Source organism: Brevundimonas sp., assembly GCF_027484365.1.
Classification (GTDB): Bacteria; Pseudomonadota; Alphaproteobacteria; order Caulobacterales; family Caulobacteraceae; genus Brevundimonas.
Window position 1 is genome coordinate 47,855 of sequence record NZ_JAIXTC010000018.1, and the last position, 19,766, is coordinate 67,620.

21 protein-coding genes are annotated in these 19,766 nt (G+C 67.5%); 6 read left to right on the forward strand and 15 right to left on the reverse strand.

Annotation, left to right across the window (positions count from 1 at the left end; genetic code table 11):
- The first annotated feature begins 60 nt into the window (after positions 1–60).
- Genes Q0044_RS08300 through Q0044_RS08310 form a run of 3 tightly spaced genes read left to right on the forward strand, consistent with a single transcriptional unit; the run spans position 61 to position 3,882 of the window.
- Positions 61–456, forward strand: a complete 396-nt coding sequence (locus Q0044_RS08300) for a hypothetical protein (RefSeq protein WP_298161421.1) — start codon at positions 61–63, stop codon at positions 454–456.
- Between the two features lie 41 nt (positions 457–497).
- Complete coding sequence (locus Q0044_RS08305; protein ID WP_298161423.1) at positions 498–1,844, forward strand: O-antigen ligase family protein; 1,347 nt, start codon at positions 498–500, stop codon at positions 1,842–1,844.
- Positions 1,810–3,882, forward strand: a complete 2,073-nt coding sequence (locus tag Q0044_RS08310) for a DNA topoisomerase IV subunit B (protein WP_298161424.1) — start codon at positions 1,810–1,812, stop codon at positions 3,880–3,882. The genes Q0044_RS08305 and Q0044_RS08310 overlap by 35 nt, the downstream gene beginning before the upstream one ends.
- On the opposite strand, the gene Q0044_RS08315 is transcribed toward Q0044_RS08310, so the two are convergent.
- Positions 3,879–5,237 (reverse strand): MATE family efflux transporter, encoded by a 1,359-nt coding sequence (locus Q0044_RS08315; protein ID WP_298161425.1) that lies wholly within the window; start codon positions 5,235–5,237, stop codon positions 3,879–3,881. The two genes, Q0044_RS08310 and Q0044_RS08315, sit on opposite strands and share 4 nt — an antisense overlap.
- A gap of 90 nt (positions 5,238–5,327) precedes the next feature.
- Positions 5,328–5,687, reverse strand: a complete 360-nt coding sequence (locus Q0044_RS08320; RefSeq protein WP_298161426.1) for a hypothetical protein — start codon at positions 5,685–5,687, stop codon at positions 5,328–5,330.
- Positions 5,688–5,984: 297 nt separating this feature from the next.
- Between Q0044_RS08320 and Q0044_RS08325 the strand changes: the two genes are divergently transcribed.
- The 3 genes from Q0044_RS08325 (at position 5,985) to Q0044_RS08335 (ending at position 9,579) form a co-directional block, all read left to right on the forward strand.
- Positions 5,985–7,559 (forward strand): DEAD/DEAH box helicase, encoded by a 1,575-nt coding sequence (locus Q0044_RS08325; RefSeq protein WP_298161427.1) that lies wholly within the window; start codon positions 5,985–5,987, stop codon positions 7,557–7,559.
- A gap of 114 nt (positions 7,560–7,673) precedes the next feature.
- The gene (locus tag Q0044_RS08330) at positions 7,674–8,729 is read left to right on the forward strand and encodes a GGDEF domain-containing protein (protein WP_298161428.1); all 1,056 of its coding nucleotides are present in this window, start codon (positions 7,674–7,676) and stop codon (positions 8,727–8,729) included.
- A gap of 64 nt (positions 8,730–8,793) precedes the next feature.
- Positions 8,794–9,579: a lysophospholipid acyltransferase family protein gene (locus Q0044_RS08335; protein WP_298161430.1), complete on the forward strand. Its 786-nt coding sequence runs from the start codon at positions 8,794–8,796 to the stop codon at positions 9,577–9,579.
- Here the strand turns inward: Q0044_RS08335 and Q0044_RS08340 are convergent.
- From Q0044_RS08340 to Q0044_RS08400, 13 genes are read right to left on the reverse strand one after another with little or no spacing between them, the layout of a single operon-like run.
- Positions 9,569–9,937 (reverse strand): TfoX/Sxy family protein, encoded by a 369-nt coding sequence (locus Q0044_RS08340; RefSeq protein ID WP_298161431.1) that lies wholly within the window; start codon positions 9,935–9,937, stop codon positions 9,569–9,571. The genes Q0044_RS08335 and Q0044_RS08340 overlap by 11 nt on opposite strands.
- 4 nt (positions 9,938–9,941) lie before the next feature.
- Positions 9,942–10,745 carry a MetQ/NlpA family ABC transporter substrate-binding protein gene (locus Q0044_RS08345; protein ID WP_298161432.1) on the reverse strand — a complete coding sequence of 268 codons (804 nt, stop codon included), beginning with the start codon at positions 10,743–10,745 and terminating at the stop codon, positions 9,942–9,944.
- A gap of 24 nt (positions 10,746–10,769) precedes the next feature.
- Positions 10,770–11,432 (reverse strand): methionine ABC transporter permease, encoded by a 663-nt coding sequence (locus Q0044_RS08350; protein WP_298161433.1) that lies wholly within the window; start codon positions 11,430–11,432, stop codon positions 10,770–10,772.
- A complete protein-coding gene (locus Q0044_RS08355) occupies positions 11,432–12,427 on the reverse strand; it encodes a methionine ABC transporter ATP-binding protein (protein WP_298161434.1) in 996 nt (331 codons plus the stop codon). The genes Q0044_RS08350 and Q0044_RS08355 overlap by 1 nt, the downstream gene beginning before the upstream one ends.
- Position 12,428: 1 nt before the next feature.
- Positions 12,429–12,827, reverse strand: coding sequence for a HesB/IscA family protein (locus Q0044_RS08360; RefSeq protein ID WP_298161435.1), 399 nt, complete (start codon positions 12,825–12,827; stop codon positions 12,429–12,431).
- A 7-nt stretch (positions 12,828–12,834) separates the two neighbouring features.
- A complete protein-coding gene (locus Q0044_RS08365; RefSeq protein WP_298161699.1) occupies positions 12,835–13,221 on the reverse strand; it encodes an SUF system Fe-S cluster assembly protein in 387 nt (128 codons plus the stop codon).
- Between the two features lie 5 nt (positions 13,222–13,226).
- The gene (locus tag Q0044_RS08370) at positions 13,227–14,480 is read right to left on the reverse strand and encodes an aminotransferase class V-fold PLP-dependent enzyme (RefSeq protein WP_298161436.1); all 1,254 of its coding nucleotides are present in this window, start codon (positions 14,478–14,480) and stop codon (positions 13,227–13,229) included.
- Positions 14,459–15,472, reverse strand: a complete 1,014-nt coding sequence (gene sufD, locus Q0044_RS08375; RefSeq protein WP_298161437.1) for a Fe-S cluster assembly protein SufD — start codon at positions 15,470–15,472, stop codon at positions 14,459–14,461. The genes Q0044_RS08370 and sufD overlap by 22 nt, the downstream gene beginning before the upstream one ends.
- Positions 15,469–16,218: a Fe-S cluster assembly ATPase SufC gene (sufC, locus tag Q0044_RS08380; protein WP_298161700.1), complete on the reverse strand. Its 750-nt coding sequence runs from the start codon at positions 16,216–16,218 to the stop codon at positions 15,469–15,471. Before sufC ends, sufD begins: the two co-directional genes overlap by 4 nt.
- Before the next feature lies 1 nt (position 16,219).
- The gene (locus tag Q0044_RS08385; protein WP_298161438.1) at positions 16,220–16,498 is read right to left on the reverse strand and encodes a hypothetical protein; all 279 of its coding nucleotides are present in this window, start codon (positions 16,496–16,498) and stop codon (positions 16,220–16,222) included.
- 29 nt (positions 16,499–16,527) lie between these two features.
- On the reverse strand, positions 16,528–17,994 hold the full coding sequence (gene sufB / locus Q0044_RS08390) for a Fe-S cluster assembly protein SufB (protein ID WP_298161439.1): 1,467 nt from the start codon (positions 17,992–17,994) through the stop codon (positions 16,528–16,530).
- Positions 17,995–17,998: 4 nt separating this feature from the next.
- Positions 17,999–19,141 (reverse strand): cysteine desulfurase family protein, encoded by a 1,143-nt coding sequence (locus Q0044_RS08395; protein ID WP_298161440.1) that lies wholly within the window; start codon positions 19,139–19,141, stop codon positions 17,999–18,001.
- Entirely contained in the window at positions 19,138–19,608 is a 471-nt protein-coding gene (locus Q0044_RS08400) for an Rrf2 family transcriptional regulator (protein WP_298161441.1), read from the reverse strand. Before Q0044_RS08400 ends, Q0044_RS08395 begins: the two co-directional genes overlap by 4 nt.
- Between the last annotated feature and the right edge of the window lie 158 nt (positions 19,609–19,766).

The window sequence follows — 19,766 nt, forward strand, 5'->3', positions numbered from 1 at the left end:
TTTCGCGGCCCTGTTTTTCCGATCACAGTGCATTTTCAACACCCTGGGGAGGGCTCAACCATGTCCCGTCTTTTTGCCGCCGGTCTGATCACCCTCGCCCTCGCGGCCTGCAAACCCGTCGCCGAACCGGTGCCCCCCGCCGAGCCTGCCGCCCCGGCCCCGGCTGTCCAGACCGCTGCCGAATCGGCCTGGGCGGCCGAACAGGACCGGTATCTCGCGGTGAACGTCCAGCCCTCAGACCCCCTCGAAGCCGTCCTGTGGCGCGGGGTCCGCTGTGACTTCCTCGGTGGCGAGTTCGGCGGCGACAACTCCGAACAGGATCGCGCGATCAACGCCCGCATGGACGAACTGAAATGCGGCGACGAACTGCTGGCGGAGGCGCGGGAGTTGCGCGGGACGCGGGCCGGCGATCCGGCGGCCGTCGCCCGGCTGGACGCCCTGCTCGCACGCTGGTGAGGCTAACGGTTCGTTAGCGGCGATCGCCGACCCTGCGGGTCGTGCGACCGTCCGGCGAATCCCCTGACCTGATCGATCCCGGTCCGCCCCTGTGGGAACAGGCGGCGGCCATCGTCGTGATCATGATGCTGACCCAGGCCTTCATCGGCCCGGTATTCGCCCCGACCCAGGAAGAGACGCCGATCCTGCGTCTGGTCTGGCTGCCGGTCTATGCGATCATCGCCGGCCTGATCGCCCTGCGTCCGGCGGTGCTGATCCGAGCCTGGCCGGCCTGGCTGATCCTCGCAGTGCTGGTGCTCCAGGCCTTCGCCTCGAAATGGTGGTCCATCGATCCCGGCGTGACCCAGAGGCGGGTCATCGCCATGGCCATCTCCAGCGCCTTCGCGATCTACCTCGGCGTCGCCTTCACCGGCCGCCACCTGCCCCGCATGCTGATGCTGGCCTCGCTGATCATGGGGCTGGGCAGTCTCGTCATGGTCTTCGTCAACCCGACCATCGGCGTGCACCAGCTGGAGAACGCGGGCCTGTGGCGGGGCCTGTGGTACGAGAAGAACCAGATGGGCCTGGTCATGTCGGCCGGCGCCGTGGCCGCCGCTGCCTGTCTCGCCTCGGATGACCGGCGACGACGGCTGCCCGCCCTCACCCTGGCCGTCTGCGCGGTGCTGGTGCTCGCCACCCAGTCCAAGACCTCCCTCCTCTGCCTGATGCTCGGCGTCGGCGCGGTCGGGGGGCTCTGGGCCATGAAGCGCGGCGGAGCGGCCTTTTCCATCGTCGCCCTGTGGTTCGGCGTCGTCCTCACGGCGGGCGCGGCCTATGTCTTCATCACGGACCCGGCCATGGTGCTGAAGGCCCTCGGCAAGGACCCGTCCCTGACCGGCCGGACCGACATCTGGGAGGCCCTGATGCGCGAGGTCGCCGAACGCCCCTGGACCGGCTTCGGCTATCAGGCCTTCTGGGGCAAGGATTCGGTCCCGGCCGCCTTCATCCGCGCCGAGACCCAGTGGCCTGTGCCGTCGGCCCACAACGGCTGGATCGACCTTCTGATCCAGCTCGGCTGGCCCGGCGCGATCACGGTCGGGATCACCGTCGCCCTCGCCACGGTCGTCACGGTCTTCCGCATCCCGGGCTCCGGTGCGCGCGAGGGCTACTGGGCCGTGGGCTACCTGCTGGTCTTCCTCCTGCTGAGCCTCTCGGAGAGCGTGCTCCTCAGCCACGCCAACCTGCCCTGGACCCTGCTGCTGGCCATTCTGGCGCGGGCGCTGGCCTTCGAGCCCGATCCGGTCCGCGCGCCGCTTGCTACGCCGAGGTCAGGGGCCTACCAGACGGCTCCCCGAATCGCCGCACACTCCGCCCATGCCCGCGTCCACCGCCCCATCCCTGTTCGATGACATACCCGAGGCGCCGAAACCGGCGGCCGCGGAACCCACACCCGCGCCCGAGCCGGCCCTGAAACCTCGGGCCGCCGCGCCCACCCAGTCGGTCCAGCCAAATGTTGCCGGCAGCTATTCCGCCTCGTCGATCGAGGTGCTGGAAGGCCTCGAGCCCGTCCGCAAACGCCCCGGCATGTATATCGGCGGCACCGACGAGCGCGCCCTGCACCACCTGTTCGCCGAAGTCCTCGACAACGCGATGGACGAGGCCGTCGCCAAACATGCGAAACTGATCACCGTCGACCTCGACGCTGACGGCATCCTGTCGGTTCGCGACGACGGCCGCGGCATCCCGGTCGATCCGCACCCCAAACATCCGGGCAAGTCGGCGCTGGAGGTGGTCATGACCGTCCTCCACTCCGGCGGCAAGTTCTCCGGGAAAGCCTATGAAACGTCAGGCGGTTTGCACGGCGTCGGCGTCTCGGTCGTCAACGCCCTGTCGGACGTTCTGGACGTCACCGTCTGGCGCGACGGCTTCGAGTGGAAACAGTCCTTCAGCCGCGGCGTCCCGCTCGGCCCGATCCAGCAGCTCCAGCCGTCGAAGAAGAAGGGCACCCTGATCCGCTTCCATCCGGATGCGGAGATCTTCGGCGTCGGGGCGGCGTTCAAGCCCGCCCGCCTGTTCCGCATGGCCCGGTCCAAGGCCTATCTGTTCCGCGGCGTGGAAATCAAATGGACCTGCTCTCCGGAGCGGATCACCGACGCCACGCCGGAGACGGCGACCTTCCACTTCCCCAACGGCCTGGCCGACGCCCTGTCCGAACGGATCGGCGAGCTGGAAACCGTGACCCCGACCTTCTCCGGCCGTGTCGAGCGCAAGGGTGAGGCCGGGGCGGTGGAATGGGCCGTGACATGGTCCCCCATCGGCTTCGGAGAGGCTGACGGCTTCGTCCAGTCCTATTGCAACACCGTCTCGACGCCCGACGGCGGCACCCACGAGGCCGGCTTCCGCGCCGCGCTCGTGAAGGGCCTCAAGGCCTACGGCGAACTGACCAGCGAGAAGCGCGCGGTCCAGATCACGGCCGAGGACGTCACCGCCAACGCCGGCGCCCTGATCAGCGTCTTCATCCGTAATCCCGAATTCCAGGGCCAGACCAAAGACCGCCTGTCCTCGCCCGAGGGCCAGCGGCTGGTCGAGGCCCTGCTGCGCGACCCGATCGACCACTGGCTGACCGAAAACCCGCGTCAGGCCAACACCCTGCTCGGCTTCATCATCGAACGCGCCGAGGACCGGCTGCGTCGCCGCAAGGACAAGGAGGTCCAGCGCGCCCAGGCCACCCGCAAGCTGCGCCTGCCCGGCAAGCTCTCGGACTGCAGCCGCCAGTCCGCCAACGGCACCGAGCTTTTCATCGTCGAGGGCGACTCGGCCGGCGGCTCGGCCAAACAGGCCCGCGACCGTCAGACCCAGGCCATCCTGCCCCTGCGCGGCAAGATCCTGAACGTCGCCTCGGCTACCGCCGACAAGCTGCGCCAGAATATCGAGCTCTCGGACCTGACCCTGGCGCTCGGGGTCACCCCGGGGCCGCGTTTCGACATCGACACGCTCCGCTACGAGCGGATCGTGATCATGACCGACGCCGACGTCGACGGCGCCCATATAGCGGCGCTCCTGATCACCTTCTTCTATCGCTCCATGCCCGAGGTGATCCGGCAGGGACGGCTGTTCATGGCCCTGCCCCCGCTGTACCGGATCAGCGCCGGGCCCCTGTCGGAGTACGCCCGCGACGACGCCCACCGCGACGAGCTCATCGCCACCGTGTTCAAGGGCAAGAAGACCGAGATCGGCCGGTTCAAGGGTCTCGGCGAGATGATGGCCTCCCAGCTCAAGGAGACCACGATGGATCCGAAGAAGCGGACCCTCGCCCGTGTCACCGTCCCTGGGTCAGAGGACGACATCGAGGACCTGGTCGAACGGCTGATGGGCAAGAAGGCCGACGCCCGCTTCCGCTTCATCCAGGACAATGCGCAGTTCGCCCAGGCGGACCTCGACGTCTAGGCGGCTGCCGGAACCATCCCCGCCAGTTTGAGTCTCAGTTGCTGACGCAGGAACCATAGCGCCACTAGACAGTGGATCGCCACGGAGGTCGCGGACAGCCACCAGATGTGCTCCAGCCGCGCCCAGGGCTGGCCGGACAGCCAGATCGCCGGAACCGCGAAGGTCACCAGCCGCGAGACGCTGCCCCACAGGGCGGGTCGTGTGTCGCCCAGGGCCTGGAAGGTCCCGGAGGCCGTGAATATCAGGCCGGTGGCGAGGAAGTTGATCGAGGCGATCCTGAGGAACATCGCCCCGACCTCGATCACCGCCGGATCACGGGCAAAGACGGCGATCATCGCATGCGGCCAGACCTGACACAGCAGAGTCAGGACCAGCATCAGCCCCGATGACAGGATCGCCGCGTCTCTTACAGTACGCCGCACCCGATCCGCTCGCCCGGCGCCGAAATTCTGGCCCGCCACCGGTGCGACCGCGAAAGACACGGCCATGGCCGGCAGGAAGATCGACTGCATGACCCGCGCACCGACGCCGTAACCGGCCTGGGCCTCGCTGCCGAACTGGCGGATGACGCCATAGACGACGGCGGTGATCACGAACATCAGCAGGAACTCGCCCGCGGCCGGCAGGCCGATGCCCACGATCCGGCGGCAGACACTCCAGTCCGGCTTCGGCAGTTTCAGCGGATGGGCGATCAGGGTCTGGGACCGGCCGAACACGAACAGCATGCCGAGGAATCCGACCCCCGCCGCGATGGAGCTGGCCAGGCCGGCGCCGAACACGCCCAGCGGAAGGCCCGTGCCCCAGCCCGCGATCAGCACCGGCGCGAGGACGGCGTTCAGCACGACCGTGCCCGACTGCAGCAGCATCGTCGGCCGCGCCACGCCCGCCGCCCGCAGCGCCGAGCCCATGGCGTTGGTCGGGAAGCTCAGGGCCAGGGCCGGCAGGAAACCGAACAGATAAGCCCTGCCCATCGCCGTCGTTTCCGCGTCCGCCGCGATCAGGGACAGGGCCGGTTCGGCGGCCAGATAGCCGACCACCAGGGTCATCGCGCCCAGCCCGAGCGACAGGATCATGGCCTGGCGATAGACGCCCTCGGCGGCCCCGAAATCCTTCGCGCCGATCGACCGGGCGATCAGCGACAGGGCGCCCACCCCGACCATCTGCGCGAGCGCCAGCGAAAGGAAGAAGGCGTTCCCCGCCAGTCCCACGCCGGCGATCGCCGCCGCGCCGAGACCGGCGACGAAATACAGGTCGACGATAAAATACAGGGTCTGGAAGACCAGTCCGATGCCGATGAACCCCGCCATCCCCACCAGCTTGCCGGTGATCGACCCCTGCGTCAGATCCTGTTGCATCGTCTCTTGTCCCCGACCTTGTCGGGCACGGCCTCGACGACCCGGATTTACCCGGATGTTATTGTCGCGTCAATATCGCCCGGGTGATAACTAGCGGCCCCGCTGAAGGACGTTCGTCACCCGGCGTCCCAGCGGATCGCGCGACACCCAGGTCTCTCCCACATCAGCCTGGATCATCGGCGAGCAGAAGCGCGAGATCATCATGAAGGCCGGGCGAATGCCGTTCAGGCAGACCCGTTCCCCCTCCACCCTCCAGCGGGCCGCCAGCCGCCTCCCATCGGAGAATTCAGCAGAATAGCTGCCGTCGCGATCGAACCAGTGCTTGACCCAGCCGCCGTCCGGATAGCGGGACAGAACCGTGTTTCCGAAGGTTTCGTCGATTTCAGCCGAGGCCGTCATCGGGGCCGCGACGGCAGCCGCCAGCGCGACCGCGCCGATCCATTTTCTCATGCCCTGACCTCACGCGGCATCCCAATCCCCGAGGTCAATATTAACGTTCGTTCACGGATTGCCAAGCGCCGCCGCGGCCCGCGAATACTTGACTCTGGTGAAGGGGCTTCTATATCCGGCCAACGTTCGGGACAGGACTGGCTTACCGCGCCACCCGCTCGCCCAAGAGACAGGGTGGTTCCGCGTATTCCCCGCCTCGCCACCGATGGCGCGGCCCTCCTCGATCGATCCGTCTCGCATCGGTCGAACAGTCCCAACCCGGCGCCCCTGGCGACCGGGCCATAGTCCTAAGGACGCATGACCGAATTCTCCCAGCTGGGCCTCTCGCCCACGACCCTGCAAGCCGTGATCGACACCGGCTATACGACCGCCACCCCGATCCAGGCCCAGGCCATTCCCGTCGCCCTCGCCGGCCGCGACGTGCTCGGCATCGCCCAGACCGGCACGGGCAAGACCGCCGCCTTCACCCTCCCCCTCATTGAACGCCTGTCCAAGGGCCGCGCCCGGGCCCGCATGCCTCGTGCCCTGGTCCTGGCCCCGACCCGCGAGCTGGCCGACCAGGTTGCGATGAGTTTCGAGAAATACGCCAAGGGCACCAAACTCTCCTGGGTTCTACTGATCGGCGGCGTCTCCATGGGCGACCAGGTCGCGGCCCTGAACAAGGGCGTCGATGTCCTGATCGCCACGCCCGGCCGTCTGCTCGACCTGTTCGAGCGCGGCAAGATGCTGCTGACGGGCGTGGAGCTGATGGTCGTGGACGAGGCGGACCGCATGCTCGACATGGGCTTCATCCCGGATATCGAGCGCATCTTCAAACTGACGCCGCCCAGGCGCCAGACCTTGTTCTTCTCGGCCACCATGCCGCCGGAGATCACCCGTCTGACCCAGGCCTTCCTCAAGGATCCGACCCGGATCGAGGCCTCGCGCCCGGCCATGACGGCCGAGACCATCACACAGTACCTGGTCCGTATCCCCACCTCCGATCCCAAGGCCAAACGCGCCGCTCTGCGCGCCCTGATGGAGCGGGCCGACGTCCGGAACGGCATCGTCTTCTGTAACCGGAAGTCCGAGGTCGATGTCGTCGCCAAGTCGCTGAAACAGCATGGCTTCGACGCCGCGCCGATCCACGGGGACCTCGACCAGTCGCTGCGAATGAAGACCCTCGCGGACTTCCGCTCCGGCGCGTTGAAGATTCTGGTGGCGTCCGACGTCGCCGCCCGTGGTCTGGACATCCCGGACGTGAGCCACGTCTTCAACTACGACGTCTCGCACCACGCCGACGACTACGTGCACCGCATCGGCCGCACTGGACGCGCCGGCAAGCTGGGACAGGCGTTCATGATCGTGACCCCGGCCGACGACAAGTCGCTCGACAAGGTCATGAAGCTGATCAAGATGCAGCCGGAAGAGCTGGTGCTCGACATCGACTGGTCGAACATTTCCGGGTCGGGGGGCGCCGCCCGCCGCTCGGACAGCAAGCCGGAAGCGCGCAGCGAAGGCCGTCCGGCCCGGGGCCGCAGCCGCAGCGAACGGCCGGCGCCGGAAACCACTGTCGTCGAGTCGGCGCCGGCACTCGCCCCGGCAGCGCCGTCAGCCGAGAGCGACGCCGCACAGCCCGCCCGTCGCACCCGCAGCCGCCGCTCGAGCAAGCCTGTCGATGCCGTTCAGGCCGAAGTCGCTCCGACTCCTGAAGTCACGGCGTCCGTCGTGACGGACGACGTCGCGAAACCCGCCGCCGAACCCCGCCTGCGCCAGGCTGATCGCCGTCCCGGCGGCCGGACCGAACGCGACGCGCCGCCGGCGCGCGAAGGCGCCGGCTTCGGGGGAGACATCCCCGCGTTTCTCCGTCGCCCGACGACGCGTCGGAGCTGAATTCGGCGTCCGTTTTTCCGATCTTTAGGCCCCGCTTAACCCGGTGTTACGGAACGCCGACCTAGGCTTCGGCCAGTAGAGCGTCTCCTGAAAAACGCCGGTCGGGAAAACAGAATGTCCACACAGGTCCAGACCACGCTTCGGGGGCCGGAAGCCTTCGGCCTCGCCCGCAAGGCGGTCGAGGAAATGGAGCGTGCCGGCGTGTGGCCGACACCGCTCAATTTCGAACTCTGGATCCACTATCTGGGCGACCCCGACGGCGCGCTGGGCCAGGAGATGACGCGACTTCTGGCCGTCGGCGATGCCTTCACCGAAGGCACGGCCGAGATGCTGGCCGCTGAGTACCTTCCTCGCGGGCGGCTTTCAGAGGAAATCCGGGACGCCGGCGCCGTCCTGAACCGTGAACTGTCGACCGTCTCCGACGCCATCGCCAAGGCGCAGCGCTCCCAGGCCGCCTATGGCGAGACCCTGGCCGGCGCCTCCGCCGATCTGGAAGGGGCGTCGGAACCGGGCACCCTGCTCGGCGTCGTCTCCACCCTGACCAAGGCCACGACCCAGGTCCAGGCCGAGAACGCCACCCTCGAAAAGCGCCTGGAAAACTCCACGAAGGAGGTGGCTCGCCTGCGTGAGCACCTCGAGCAGGTCCGCCGCGACGCGATGACGGACGCGCTGACGAACCTTGCGAACCGGAAGGCCTTCGACGAGGAACTGCTCCGCGCCTGTGACGAGGCCGAACGGAAGCGCCAGACGCTGAGTCTGGCGGTGATCGACATCGACCATTTCAAGCGCTTCAACGACACCTGGGGTCACCAGACAGGCGATCAGGTCCTGCGATACGTCGCCAGCGTGATCGGACGCCTTTCAAAGGCGCCCCGTGTTGCCGCCCGCTACGGCGGCGAGGAGTTCGCCATCATCTTCCCGTCCGAGAGCGCCCCGGTCGTCGAGGCCGCGCTCAACACCATCCGCGAAGAAATCGGCACCCGCGCCCTGCGCCGCCGCTCGACCAACGACGAACTCGGTGCCGTGACCATTTCCGCCGGCCTCGCCCAGCGCCGCCCCGGAGAGAGTGGATCGTCCTTGCTGGACCGCGCCGACGAGGCCCTCTACGCCTCGAAGCGCACCGGCCGGAACAAGGTCACCAACGGCGAACGCCTCGAAGAAGCGGCCTGATCAAACCGGTCAAGGCAGGTCGCCAATCTGGTGGCACGACAACCCACTCTGCTAGGCTGACCAGATGCGAAGTTTTGCGTTCAATGTCGCCTACTGGTTTCTGTCGATCACCTATGGGCTGACAGCCGCCTTTGCCGCGCTCGCGCCTGGCCGTAACGCGACCGCCTGGGTCATCCGCCGCTATGTGAAGCGCATGGTTCAGGCCATGCGGATCCTGGCCGGTATCCGGATCGAGGTGCACGGACGGGAGCGCCTGCCGACCGGCGCCTTCATCATCGCTTCCAAACACCAGAGCTGGGGCGACGGTTTCGCCACCTATGACCAGTTCGACGACCTTGCCTTCGTCACGGGCGACCACCTGGAAAAATTCCCGCTGCTGGGCACGGTGTTGCGCAAGCTCGGGGCCATCGTCGTCAACAACTGCGGCGGCCGAGAAGCGCGCGATTCGCTCAAGCAGAGCGGGGCCACCGCACACGCCGAGGGCCGGAAGATCCTGATCTACCCCGAGGGCAATCTGGCCAGGGTCGGCGAGAAGTTCCGCTACCGCTCGGGGGTCTGGCACATGTATCGCGACTTCGACATGCCGGTCGTGCCCCTGGCCTCCAACCTCGGCCTGTTCTGGCCGCAGGAAGCCTATGAGAAGCATCCAGGGACGGCGACGCTCGAGTTCCTTGATCCGATCCCGACCGGGCTGGACAAGGAGGCGTTCCTTGAGCGCCTCGAAGCCGTAGTCGAGGACCGCACCGCCGAACTGATCGCCGAGGCGCGCGGCGGTCCGGTCATCCCGAACGTCCGGGTCCCGACGCCGGATGAGGTCGCTCGCGCGGCCAGGGCAGCCGCTACGGTTTGACCTTCGGTTTGCGCGGCTTCTTCGCCGCCGCCTTTCGCAGCGCCGCATCGATCGACTGGCGCGCCCAGCCGACGGCCTCCTCCGGATCGTCGAGGGCAGTCTCCGGCAAGGACCAGTAGGCCATGGTCATGGTCTCCCCGTCCTTGGTCGGAAAGGTGAACTGGCGCGATCCGGCGGCCTGCAACAGCGGAGCGTTGAGCTCGTCGACCTTCAGCCAGACTGTCCCGTCGTCGAGCAGGGCGAAGATCAGGCCGTGGGCATAGGCAGCCCCCGCGCCGAACATCCGCTTGATCTCGATCGGCCCGAGAGCCGCGAAATGCTCCCGCACCCATTCGCCGAAGTCGGGATCGTAGGCCATCCGGTCAGGCCGCCGGGACGACGGCGCCGTCGTACTTCTGCGCGATGAAGTCCTTCACCGCCTGGCTCCGCAGGGCGCGCGCCAGGGCCTGGATGCGGGGATCGTTCTGATTGTCCGGGCGGGCGACCAGATAGTTCACATAGGGGCTGTCGCCGCCCTCCAGCGCCAGGGCGTCGGTCTTCGGCTTCAGTCCGGCGTCAAGCGCATAATTGGTGTTGATCACGGCCAGATCGACCTGGTCCAGAACGCGCGGCAGGGTCGCCGCCTCGATCTCGCGGAAAGTCAGGTTCTTCGGGTTGCCGACGATATCCCGCACAGTCTGCAGGGGATTGGCCGGATCGCGCAAGGTGATCAGGCCCGCCGACTGCAGCAGCAGGAGCGAGCGTCCGGTGTTGGAGGCGTCGTTCGGCAGGGCGACATCGGCGCCGTTCGGAATAGCGGCCAGGGTCTCATGCTTGCGAGAATAGGCGCCCAGAGGCTCGACGTGGACGCCGGCGACGGTGATCAGATCGGACCCGCGCGCGGTATTGAACTCGTCGAGATAGGGTTTGGTCTGAAAATAGTTGGCGTCGATGCGGCGCTCGGCCAGCTGGGTGTTCGGCTGAACATAGTCATTGAAGACCTTGATCTCGATCGGGAACCCTTCGGCCGCCAGCGTCGGCTTGAGGAACTCCAGGATCTCGGCGTGCGGCACGGCCGTCGCGCCCACGATCAGCGGCGCCGATCCGTCGGCGACCTTCTCGGCGCCCTGTCCGCAGGCGGCCAGGGCCAGGGTCGCGGCGGCGAGGATCAGGGTGCGTCGAAGCATGGAGGTCTCTCAGTCAGTCCGAAGTCAGCGGTGCGAGACCCTAGCGACCAGACGGTCGCCGATCATCTGCAGAATTTGTACCAGCACCAGCAGCAGAACTACGGTCACCACCATGACGTCGGTCTGGAAGCGCTGATAGCCAAAGCGGATGGCGAGGTCGCCCAGCCCGCCCGCCCCGACCACGCCGGCCATGGCCGTATAGCTGACGAGCGCGATCGCCGTGACCGTGGCTCCGGCGATGATGCCGGGCATGGCCTCGGGCAGGAGGGCGCGGGTGACGATCTGGAAGGTCGATCCGCCCATGGCCTGGGTCGCCTCGACCACGCCCTTGTCGACCTCGCGCAGGGCCGTCTCGACCAGGCGCGCATAGAAGGGGGCGGCGCCGACGACCAGGGGCGGGATGGCGCCCGCGACGCCCAGCGACGTCCCGACCAGCAGCACCGTGACCGGCAGCATGACGATCAGCAGGATGATGAAGGGCACGGATCGCAGGATGTTGACCACGAGCGACAGCAGGCCGTTCAGCACCGGATTGGCCGCCAGCCGGCCCTTGCCCGACAGATAGAGCAGCACGCCCAGCGGCACGCCGAACACCACGGTCAGGACCATGGCCCCGCCCAGCATCAGCAGGGTGTCGCGCGTCGCCCGCAGGATCTCGGGCCAGTCGATGTTGACGAAGAAGTCCATCACAGCCCCTCCACCACGACGCCGCGCGCCGTCAGCTGCGCCACCGCCGCCTCGGCGTCTCCGCCGGTGAAGGCCACGACCATCTGGCCATAGGGCTCGCCCCGGATACGGCTGATCCGCCCGGACAGGATCGAATAGTCGACGCCGGTCGTCCGGGCGACGCGGCTGAGTTCGGGCTCATAGGTCGATCCGCCGCGGAAGGTCAGTTTCGCCAACCGCCCGCCCGCCGGCACGACCGAGGCGTCATGGGTCTCGCCGCCCTCGCCCTCGGCCAGCATGGCGCGGGTCACCGGCGATTGCGGGTGCAGGAAGACGTCGGCCGTCGCCCCCTCCTCCACCAGCCGCCCGTCCTTGAGCACCGCCACCCGGTCGCAGACCCGGCGGACCACCTCCATCTGGTGGGTGATCAGGACGATGGTCAGGCCGAGGTCGCGGTTCAGGCCGTCGAGCAGGCCGAGAATTTCGTCGGTCGTCTCGGGGTCAAGGGCGCTGGTCGCCTCGTCGCACAGGAGGACATCGGGGCCGCAGGCCAGGGCCCGGGCGATGCCGACCCTCTGCTTCTGACCGCCCGACAGCTGGGCCGGATGCTTCTTGGCATGCTCGCCGAGACCCAGCTGGTCCAGCAGGTCCGCGGTCCGCCGCTCGATCTCCGCCGCCGGGCGGCCCTCGAGCCGAAGGGGAAAGGCGACATTCTCGGCGATGGTCTTCGCGTTCAGCAGGTTGAAATGCTGGAAGATCATGCCGATCCGGCGGCGCGCGGCGCGCAGCTCGGCCGGCGTCATCGCCGTGATCTCCCGGTCGCCGACGAAGACCTTGCCGGCGTCCGGCGTCTCCAGCCGGTTGATGGTGCGGATCAGGGTCGACTTGCCCGCGCCCGAGCGGCCGACGACCCCGAACACCTGCCCCCTGGCCACAGACAGGTCGACAGCGTCCAGCGCCACGCGCTCGCCCGCCGCGCTGCGATAGCGCTTGGTCACCCCTTCCAGCCGGATCATGTCAGTCGGCCTCGAGGGCTTTCGCCGGGATGATGGTGACGCTCTCGCCGCAGCCGCAGGCGTCTGTCTGGTTCGGGTTCCGGAACACGAATTTGGACGCCAGCTTCGTCGTCTCGTAGTCGATCTCCGACCCGATCAGGAACAGGATCGCCTTGGGCTCGATCAGGATGGTGACACCCTTGTCCTCGACGACCTCGTCCAGCGCACCGACCTCCTCCGCATAGGCGAAGGTGTATTCCTGCCCGGCGCAACCGCCGTTCTTCACCCCGACGCGCAGGCCGACGTAGGTCTTCCCGGCATTAGCCATGATCTCGCGCACGCGCTCAGCGGCAGCGTCGGTCAGGGTCACGACCTTGGGGCGTGGACGGCGGGGGCGTGCGGCGGTCTGAAGGTCTGTCATCGCGTCCTCAGAACATGTTCAGGGCGAGTTTCGCCTCGTCGCTCATCTTGGAGGCGTCCCACGGCGGGTCGAACACCAGGTTGGCGCGCGCCGACCGGATGCCCTCGACCTTCATCACCGCGTCCTCGATCCAGCCCGGCATTTCGCCGGCCACCGGGCAACCGGGCGCCGTCAGGGTCATGTCGATCAGGACGTCCTTATCGTCGGACAGGTCCACCTTGTAGATCAGGCCCAGCTCATAGATGTCGACCGGGATTTCCGGGTCGTAGACGGTCTTCAGCGCCGCGATCAGTTCGTCGGTCAGCCGGTCCAGTTCGGCCTGCGGCAGGGCGGCCGTCTGCGGCTCCGCCCAGGTCTCGGCGAAGGTCTCGCTGCTGCTGATCTTTCCGTCCATCTCGCTCACACAAAGAACTCCCGCGCCTTGATCAGCGCGTCCACGAAGGCATCTGCATCCTCTGTGGTGTTATATAGGGCGAAGCTGGCCCGCGCGCTCGACGTGATCCCAAATCGCCGGGACAGGGGCTCGGCGCAATGCAGTCCGGCGCGCACGGCGACGCCGTACCGGTCCAGGATCTGGGCCACATCGTGGGCGTGGGCGCCCTCGACCGTGAAGGTCAGGATCGCCCCCTTGCCCGGCGCTTCGCCGACGATCCGCAGCCAGTTCAGGCCGGACAGCCGCGCGACGACATGGTCGTACAGGGCGGTCTCGTGCGCCGCGATCGCTGTGCGGTCGCAGGCCATGAACCACTCCAGCGCAGCCCCCAGTCCGATGACCTCAAGGATCGGCGGCGTTCCCGCCTCGAACCGGTGGGGAATGCCGGAATAGGTGACGGCCTCCTCGCTGACCGTTGCGATCATTTCGCCCCCGCCCTGGTACGGCGGCAAGGCCTCGAGCGCGGCGCGCTTGCCGTAGAGCCCGCCGATGCCGGTCGGGCCGTAAAGCTTGTGGCCGGTGAAGACGTAGAAGTCGCAGTCCAGGGCCTGGACGTCAGGGCTGCAGTGGACCGCCCCTTGGCAGCCGTCGACCAGGACCAGAGCCCCCGCCGCATGGGCCAGATCGGCCACCGCCTTCATATCGTTCACCGTGCCCAGCACGTTCGACATATGGGTGACGGCGACCAGCTTCGTGCGTGGTCCGATCAGTGCGGCCAGTCCAGCCATGTCCAGCGACCCGTCGTCCAGCACCGGCGCCCATTTCAGCACGACGCCCAGCCGGTCGCGCAGCATCGACCACGGCACGATGTTGGCGTGGTGCTCCATCTGGGTCGTGACGATCTCGTCGCCGGGCTTCAGGCTCTGGGCCAGCCCCGCCGCGACCAGATTGAAGGCCTCGGTCCCACCCTTGGTCCAGATGATCTGGTCGGGGCTCTCGGCGTTCAGGAAGCGGGCGACCGTCTCCCGCGCGGCCTCGAAGGCCTCGGTTGTCTCATTGGCCAGGGTGTGCAGGCCGCGGTGGACGTTCGAATAAGAGCCCTCCATCGCTGCCGTCAGGGCGTCGATGACCGCGCGCGGCTTCTGCGCCGAGGCGGCCGAGTCGAGATAGACCAGCGGCTTGCCGTTGACCGTCCGCGACAGGATCGGGAACTGCGCCCGGGCGGCGTAGGGGTCGAAGCGGATTACAGACTGGACGTTCAGAGCTTGGCCGTCAGCCATGACCTCACCACCTCTCTCGCGCCGTCATGCGCGATGCGGTCGACGACCTCGAACAGGAAGGCCTGGGTCAGAAGCGCCCTCGCCTCGTCCGCCGGAATGCCGCGCTGCTGCATGTAGAACAGGGCGCTTTCGTCCAGATTGCCGACCGTATTGCCGTGGGCGCACTGCACGTCGTCGGCATAGATTTCGAGTTCCGGCTTGGCATCCACCTCGGCCCGTTCGCCCAGGATCAGGGCGTGGTGGCCCATCCGCGCGTCCGTCCCGTCAGCCCCGCGCTCGACGACGATCTTGCCCTGGAAGACGCCGCGCGCGGTGTCGCGCACGACGCCCTTGGTCAGCTGGGAGGTGACGCCGTTCAGGCCGTTGTGACGCACAACGCTGGTCAGGTCGGTGTGGCGCTCGCCGGACAGGGCGTAGAGGCCGTCCAGCGTCACCGCCGTGGCCTCGCCGCCGTGGGCCAGATGGGTCTCCTGCCGCTGCAGCTTCGCGCCGGCCGTGATCGTCGTCTGGCGATAGACCGCGCCGGGCGCCGTCTTCACCTGGGCCACGGCGATCGAGATCGCGTCGGCAGGCTCGTCGACAAGCACGACCCGCGTCACCGTGGCCCCGGCCGGAACATCCAGCTCGATCCAAGAGTTGGCGACATATCCTGCGCCGGCGCCTTCATGGCTTTCCAGCAGGGTGAGCCGCGCGCCGGGCCTGACCGCGATCCGCACGGAGGCGCTGTGCCCCGTTCCGGTCGCGTCGGACACGAACCGCAGCCGCAGCGTCTGCTCGCCCGAGGCGACGAAGGCGTCGGCCCCGACGGCCCGACCGTTGGCGAAGGCGATCTCCTCGCCGCCGAGCTCGGCGAACGGCCCGCCCGGAGCGATCTCGACCGCCGGCGACGGCGGCGGCGTCTCGCGCAGCACGCGGCGCAGGTCGGTGTATTTCCACGCCTCGACCCGCCGCGACGGGAAGGTCGAGGGATCGCGAAGATCGACGGCGGTCATGCCGCCTGCGGAAGGTATTTGTCGTACCCTTCCGCCTCCAGCTGCAGCGCCAATGCCGGCCCGCCCGAGGCGACGATTCGGCCGGCGGCCAGCACATGGACCCGGTCGGGTTTGATATAGTCGAGCAGCCGCTGATAGTGGGTGATCACCAGCATGGCGCGGTCGGGCGAACGCAGGGCGTTCACCCCCTCCGACACGATCCGCAGGGCGTCGATGTCGAGCCCGGAATCGGTCTCGTCGAGGATCAGCAGCGACGGCTCCAGCAGTGCCATTTGCAGGATCTCCATCCGCTTCTTCTCACCGCCGGAGAAGCCGACGTTGAGCGGCCGCTTCAGCATGTCGAAGTCCATCTTCAGCGCCTTCGAGGCTTCGCGGACCTGTTTCAGGAAGGCCGGGGCCGAGACCTCCTCCTCCCCCCGCGCGCGCTTCTGGGCGTTCAGCGCCGTGCGCACGAAGGTCAGGGCCGGAACGCCGGGGATCTCGATCGGGTACTGGAACGACAGAAAGACGCCTTTGGCCGCCCGCGCCGCCGGGTCGAGATCGAGCAGGTCCTCGTCCTTCCATTCGACGGAGCCCTCGGTCGCCTCATACCCGGGCCGTCCCGACAGGGCATAGCCCAGCGTCGACTTGCCGGCCCCGTTCGGCCCCATGATGGCGTGCACCTCGCCGGCGGGAACGTCGAGCGTCAGCCCCTTGAGGATCGGCTTGTCGCCGACGGAGACGTGGAGATTGGAGATGGAGAGCATGTCAGGGATATTCTTCGTCATTCAGCCGCTCGGCTTCGTCTTCGATGGCGCGAACCTCGGCGGTGTTGAAACCCGCCGCGCTCGCTTCTCTTTCAAACTTTCTCTGAACTGCGGCGCTCGCAATCCAAGTCAGGGACACGCCTGCTGCCAATGCGACCGACGGCCAGAGCCAGCCAAAATCTTGGTTGATCAGCACGACAAAGGCAGCAATCACAACAAGGTAACCGACGATGGATGCAAGGCCCGCGACGCTTCTAGGCATGAAGCGAGCCTGCTGCACGAACGTGGCTCGTACGTCGGACCCCGAGCTCACCCCACGCTCCCTTCCAGACTAATCGCCACCAGCTTCTGCGCCTCGACGGCGAACTCCATCGGCAACTTCTGCATCACGTCGCGGACGAAGCCGTTGACCAGCAGGGCCACCGCCTCCTCCTGCGACAGGCCGCGCTGCTGGGCGTAGAACAGCTGGTCGTCGCTCAACCGCGTCGTCGTCGCCTCGTGCTCCAGCTGGGCCGAACCGTTGCGGGCCTCGATATAGGGGACGGTGTGGGAGCCGCACTCCTTGCCGATCAGCAGGCTGTCGCACTGGGTGAAGTTGCGCACCCCCGTCGCCTTGGGATGCACCGAGACCAGGCCGCGATAGGTCGAATCCGATTTCCCCGCAGAGACCGCCTTGGCGATGATCCGGCTCTTCGAGTTCTTGCCCAGATGGATCATCTTGGTGCCGGTGTCGGCCTGCTGATGTCCGTTGGTGATGGCGATCGAATAGAATTCGCCCGAGCTTTCTTCACCGCGCAGGACGCACGACGGGTATTTCCACGTCACGGCAGACCCGGTCTCGACCTGGGTCCAGCTGACCTTCGACCGGTCTCCGCGGCAGTCGGCGCGCTTGGTGACGAAGTTGTAGATGCCGCCCTTGCCCTCGGCGTCGCCGGGGTACCAGTTCTGGACCGTCGAATATTTGATCTCGGCATCGTCCAGCGCCACCAGTTCAACGACGGCCGCATGCAGCTGGTTCTCGTCGCGCATCGGGGCGGTGCAGCCCTCCAGATAGGAGACGTAGCTGCCCTTGTCGGCGATAATCAGGGTGCGTTCGAACTGGCCGGTCTGGCTCGCATTGATGCGGAAATAGGTCGACAGCTCCATCGGGCATTTCACGCCCGGCGGGATGTAGACGAACGACCCGTCGGAGAAGACCGCGCTGTTCAGGGCCGCGAAATAGTTGTCCGAGACCGGCACGACCGATCCCAGATATTGCCGCACCAGATCAGGATATTCCCGCAAGGCCTCGGAAATCGGCATGAAAATTACGCCGACCTTGGCCAGCTCGGCCTTGAAGGTGGTGACCACGCTGACGCTGTCGAACACCGCGTCCACGGCGTAGCGCGGTGCGCCCTCGACACCCGCCAGTACCGCCTGTTCGCTCAGGGGGATGCCCAGCTTCTTGTAGATTTCGAGGATTTCCGGATCGACCTCGTCCAGGGACTTGGGCCCGTCCTTCTTCTTGGGCGCCGCGTAATAGAACAGCGACTGATAGTCGACCGGCTCGTATTTCACCGAGGCCCAGGTCGGCTCCTCCATCGCCAGCCAGCGCTCATAGGCGGCCAGACGCCATTCCAGCATCCACTCCGGCTCGCCCTTCTTCTCGGAGATGAAGCGGACGATGTCGGCGTTCAGCCCGCGCGGGGCGTATTCCGTCTCGATGTCGGAGGTGAAGCCGTGCTCGTACTTTTCCAGCGCGGCGACGGCGTCGATGGTTTCCTGAACGGCGGCCATGATCTTACGCGGTTTCCTTCGCGCGGGCGGACTGGCGCGCGCGATATGTGTCGTATGCCTTGGTCCACGCCGTAGCGAAGCGTGACCAATCGTCTTGGGTGGTGCCCCATCCGCCGGAGACGCGCACGCCGCCGGTCGCCAGATCCATCCGGCCCATGGCCACGATGGCTCGGCTGGGCTTGGTCTTGCCGGACGAGCAGGCGCTGCCGGCCGAAACCATGACGCCATCGAGATCGAGCACGATCAGCTGTTGCGGGCTGTCCCAGCCGGGCACGGACAGGAACACTGTGTTGGGCAGACGCGGCGCACCCTTGCCCAGGATGGTCGCGCCGGCCGCCTCGACCGCAGCCTCGGCCGCGTCGCGCCAGGCCTGGTGCGCCCCGGCCAGCGGCAGGTCCCGCGCGGCGCAGTCGGCCGCGACGCCGAAGCCCGCGATGCCCGGCACATTCTCGGTCCCGGCGCGCAGGCCGCGCTCCTGACCGGCGCCGTGAATGATGCGAACCGCCGAGGCGCCCTCGCCCAGCACCAGGGCGCCCACGCCCTGCGGCCCGCCCAGCTTGTGCGCTGACAGGGTCAGGCTGTCGGCGCCCAGGGCGCGCATGTCGACCGGGATCTTGCCCGCCGACTGGATGGCGTCGACGTGCAGCCAGCCCTTGGCCGCCCGCAACATCCGCGCCGCCTCGGCGATCGGCTGGATCACCCCGCTCTCGTTATTGGCGTGGTGGATGGCGACGACGGCCCGGCCGCCGGTCTGGTTCAGCAGTTGCCCCAGCTTGACCAGGTCGATGACGCCGCGGTCGTCGACCGGCAGCGGCTTGACCGGCTTGCCCGAGGCCATGGCCGCCTCGATCACGCAGGGATGTTCCGTGGCGCAGACGATCAGTCGCTCGCACCCGGCCGCCAGGGCGCTCTGCAGCGCCTGGGCATTGGCCTCGGTGCCGCCGGATGTGAAGATGACGGCCGTAGGATCGGCGCCCACCAGTCCGGCGACCTTCGCACGCGCCGTCTCGACCCGGGCACGGGCGCGCCGCCCGGCCGCATGGACCGCCGACGGATTGCCGTTGTCGGCCAGGGCCTCGGTCATGATCGCCAGCACTTCCGGGCGAACGAGGGCCGAGGCGTTGTAGTCCAGATAGACGCCGCTCATGCCGCCACCCCGACTTCGCTCGACGCGGGCCGACGGCTGGTGCGGTTCAGGATCACGTCCTCGAGGGACACGCTCGACAGATAGCGATGGATCTCGTCGCCGAGGTCCTCCCACAGATTGTGGGTGATGCAGCGTTCGCCGCCCAGCATACAGCCCCGCGGCGTGCCGTGGGCCGCGCAGCGCACCGCCCGGATCGGCTCATCGACCGCCAGGACGATTTCGGACACCACGGTTTCGCGGGCCGGCTTGGCCAGACGATAGCCGCCGCCCGGACCGCGCACGCTGCTCACCAGCCCGCTCTTTCTCAGACGGGCGAACAGCTGTTCCAGATAACTCAATGAAATCTCTTGCCGCGTTGCGATCTCGGCCAGGGACACGGCGCGGCCCTCGCCGGCGTCTGACCGGCCGTGCCGGGCCAGATCGGCCATCGCCATCACGGCGTATCGTCCCTTGGTCGACAGTCGCATCGCCCATCCTCAAAAATCGCGCGCTTTTCAGGGGTCTTGTGCTATGACCCGCCGCTTCGCGAGGCGGCCGAACGCAGACGGGACTTAGAAAGTCCTACCCCTGTGGTCAAGTATTCGGCGGGCCCGAAACGACAGAATTGAACGGATTCCAGAGCCCC

Coding starts and splice junctions, on each gene's coding strand:
- Q0044_RS08300 (WP_298161421.1), top strand. CDS start 61: ATGTCCCGTCTTTTTGCCGCCGGTCTGATCACCCTCGCCCTCGCGGCC.
- Q0044_RS08310 (WP_298161424.1), top strand. CDS start 1,810: ATGCCCGCGTCCACCGCCCCATCCCTGTTCGATGACATACCCGAGGCG.
- Q0044_RS08315 (WP_298161425.1), bottom strand. CDS start 5,237: ATGCAACAGGATCTGACGCAGGGGTCGATCACCGGCAAGCTGGTGGGG.
- Q0044_RS08320 (WP_298161426.1), bottom strand. CDS start 5,687: ATGAGAAAATGGATCGGCGCGGTCGCGCTGGCGGCTGCCGTCGCGGCC.
- Q0044_RS08325 (WP_298161427.1), top strand. CDS start 5,985: ATGACCGAATTCTCCCAGCTGGGCCTCTCGCCCACGACCCTGCAAGCC.
- Q0044_RS08330 (WP_298161428.1), top strand. CDS start 7,674: ATGTCCACACAGGTCCAGACCACGCTTCGGGGGCCGGAAGCCTTCGGC.
- Q0044_RS08335 (WP_298161430.1), top strand. CDS start 8,794: ATGCGAAGTTTTGCGTTCAATGTCGCCTACTGGTTTCTGTCGATCACC.
- Q0044_RS08340 (WP_298161431.1), bottom strand. CDS start 9,937: ATGGCCTACGATCCCGACTTCGGCGAATGGGTGCGGGAGCATTTCGCG.
- Q0044_RS08345 (WP_298161432.1), bottom strand. CDS start 10,745: ATGCTTCGACGCACCCTGATCCTCGCCGCCGCGACCCTGGCCCTGGCC.
- Q0044_RS08350 (WP_298161433.1), bottom strand. CDS start 11,432: ATGGACTTCTTCGTCAACATCGACTGGCCCGAGATCCTGCGGGCGACG.
- Q0044_RS08355 (WP_298161434.1), bottom strand. CDS start 12,427: ATGATCCGGCTGGAAGGGGTGACCAAGCGCTATCGCAGCGCGGCGGGC.
- Q0044_RS08360 (WP_298161435.1), bottom strand. CDS start 12,827: ATGACAGACCTTCAGACCGCCGCACGCCCCCGCCGTCCACGCCCCAAG.
- Q0044_RS08365 (WP_298161699.1), bottom strand. CDS start 13,221: ATGGACGGAAAGATCAGCAGCAGCGAGACCTTCGCCGAGACCTGGGCG.
- Q0044_RS08370 (WP_298161436.1), bottom strand. CDS start 14,480: ATGGCTGACGGCCAAGCTCTGAACGTCCAGTCTGTAATCCGCTTCGAC.
- sufD (WP_298161437.1), bottom strand. CDS start 15,472: ATGACCGCCGTCGATCTTCGCGATCCCTCGACCTTCCCGTCGCGGCGG.
- sufC (WP_298161700.1), bottom strand. CDS start 16,218: ATGCTCTCCATCTCCAATCTCCACGTCTCCGTCGGCGACAAGCCGATC.
- sufB (WP_298161439.1), bottom strand. CDS start 17,994: ATGGCCGCCGTTCAGGAAACCATCGACGCCGTCGCCGCGCTGGAAAAG.
- Q0044_RS08395 (WP_298161440.1), bottom strand. CDS start 19,141: ATGAGCGGCGTCTATCTGGACTACAACGCCTCGGCCCTCGTTCGCCCG.
- Q0044_RS08400 (WP_298161441.1), bottom strand. CDS start 19,608: ATGCGACTGTCGACCAAGGGACGATACGCCGTGATGGCGATGGCCGAT.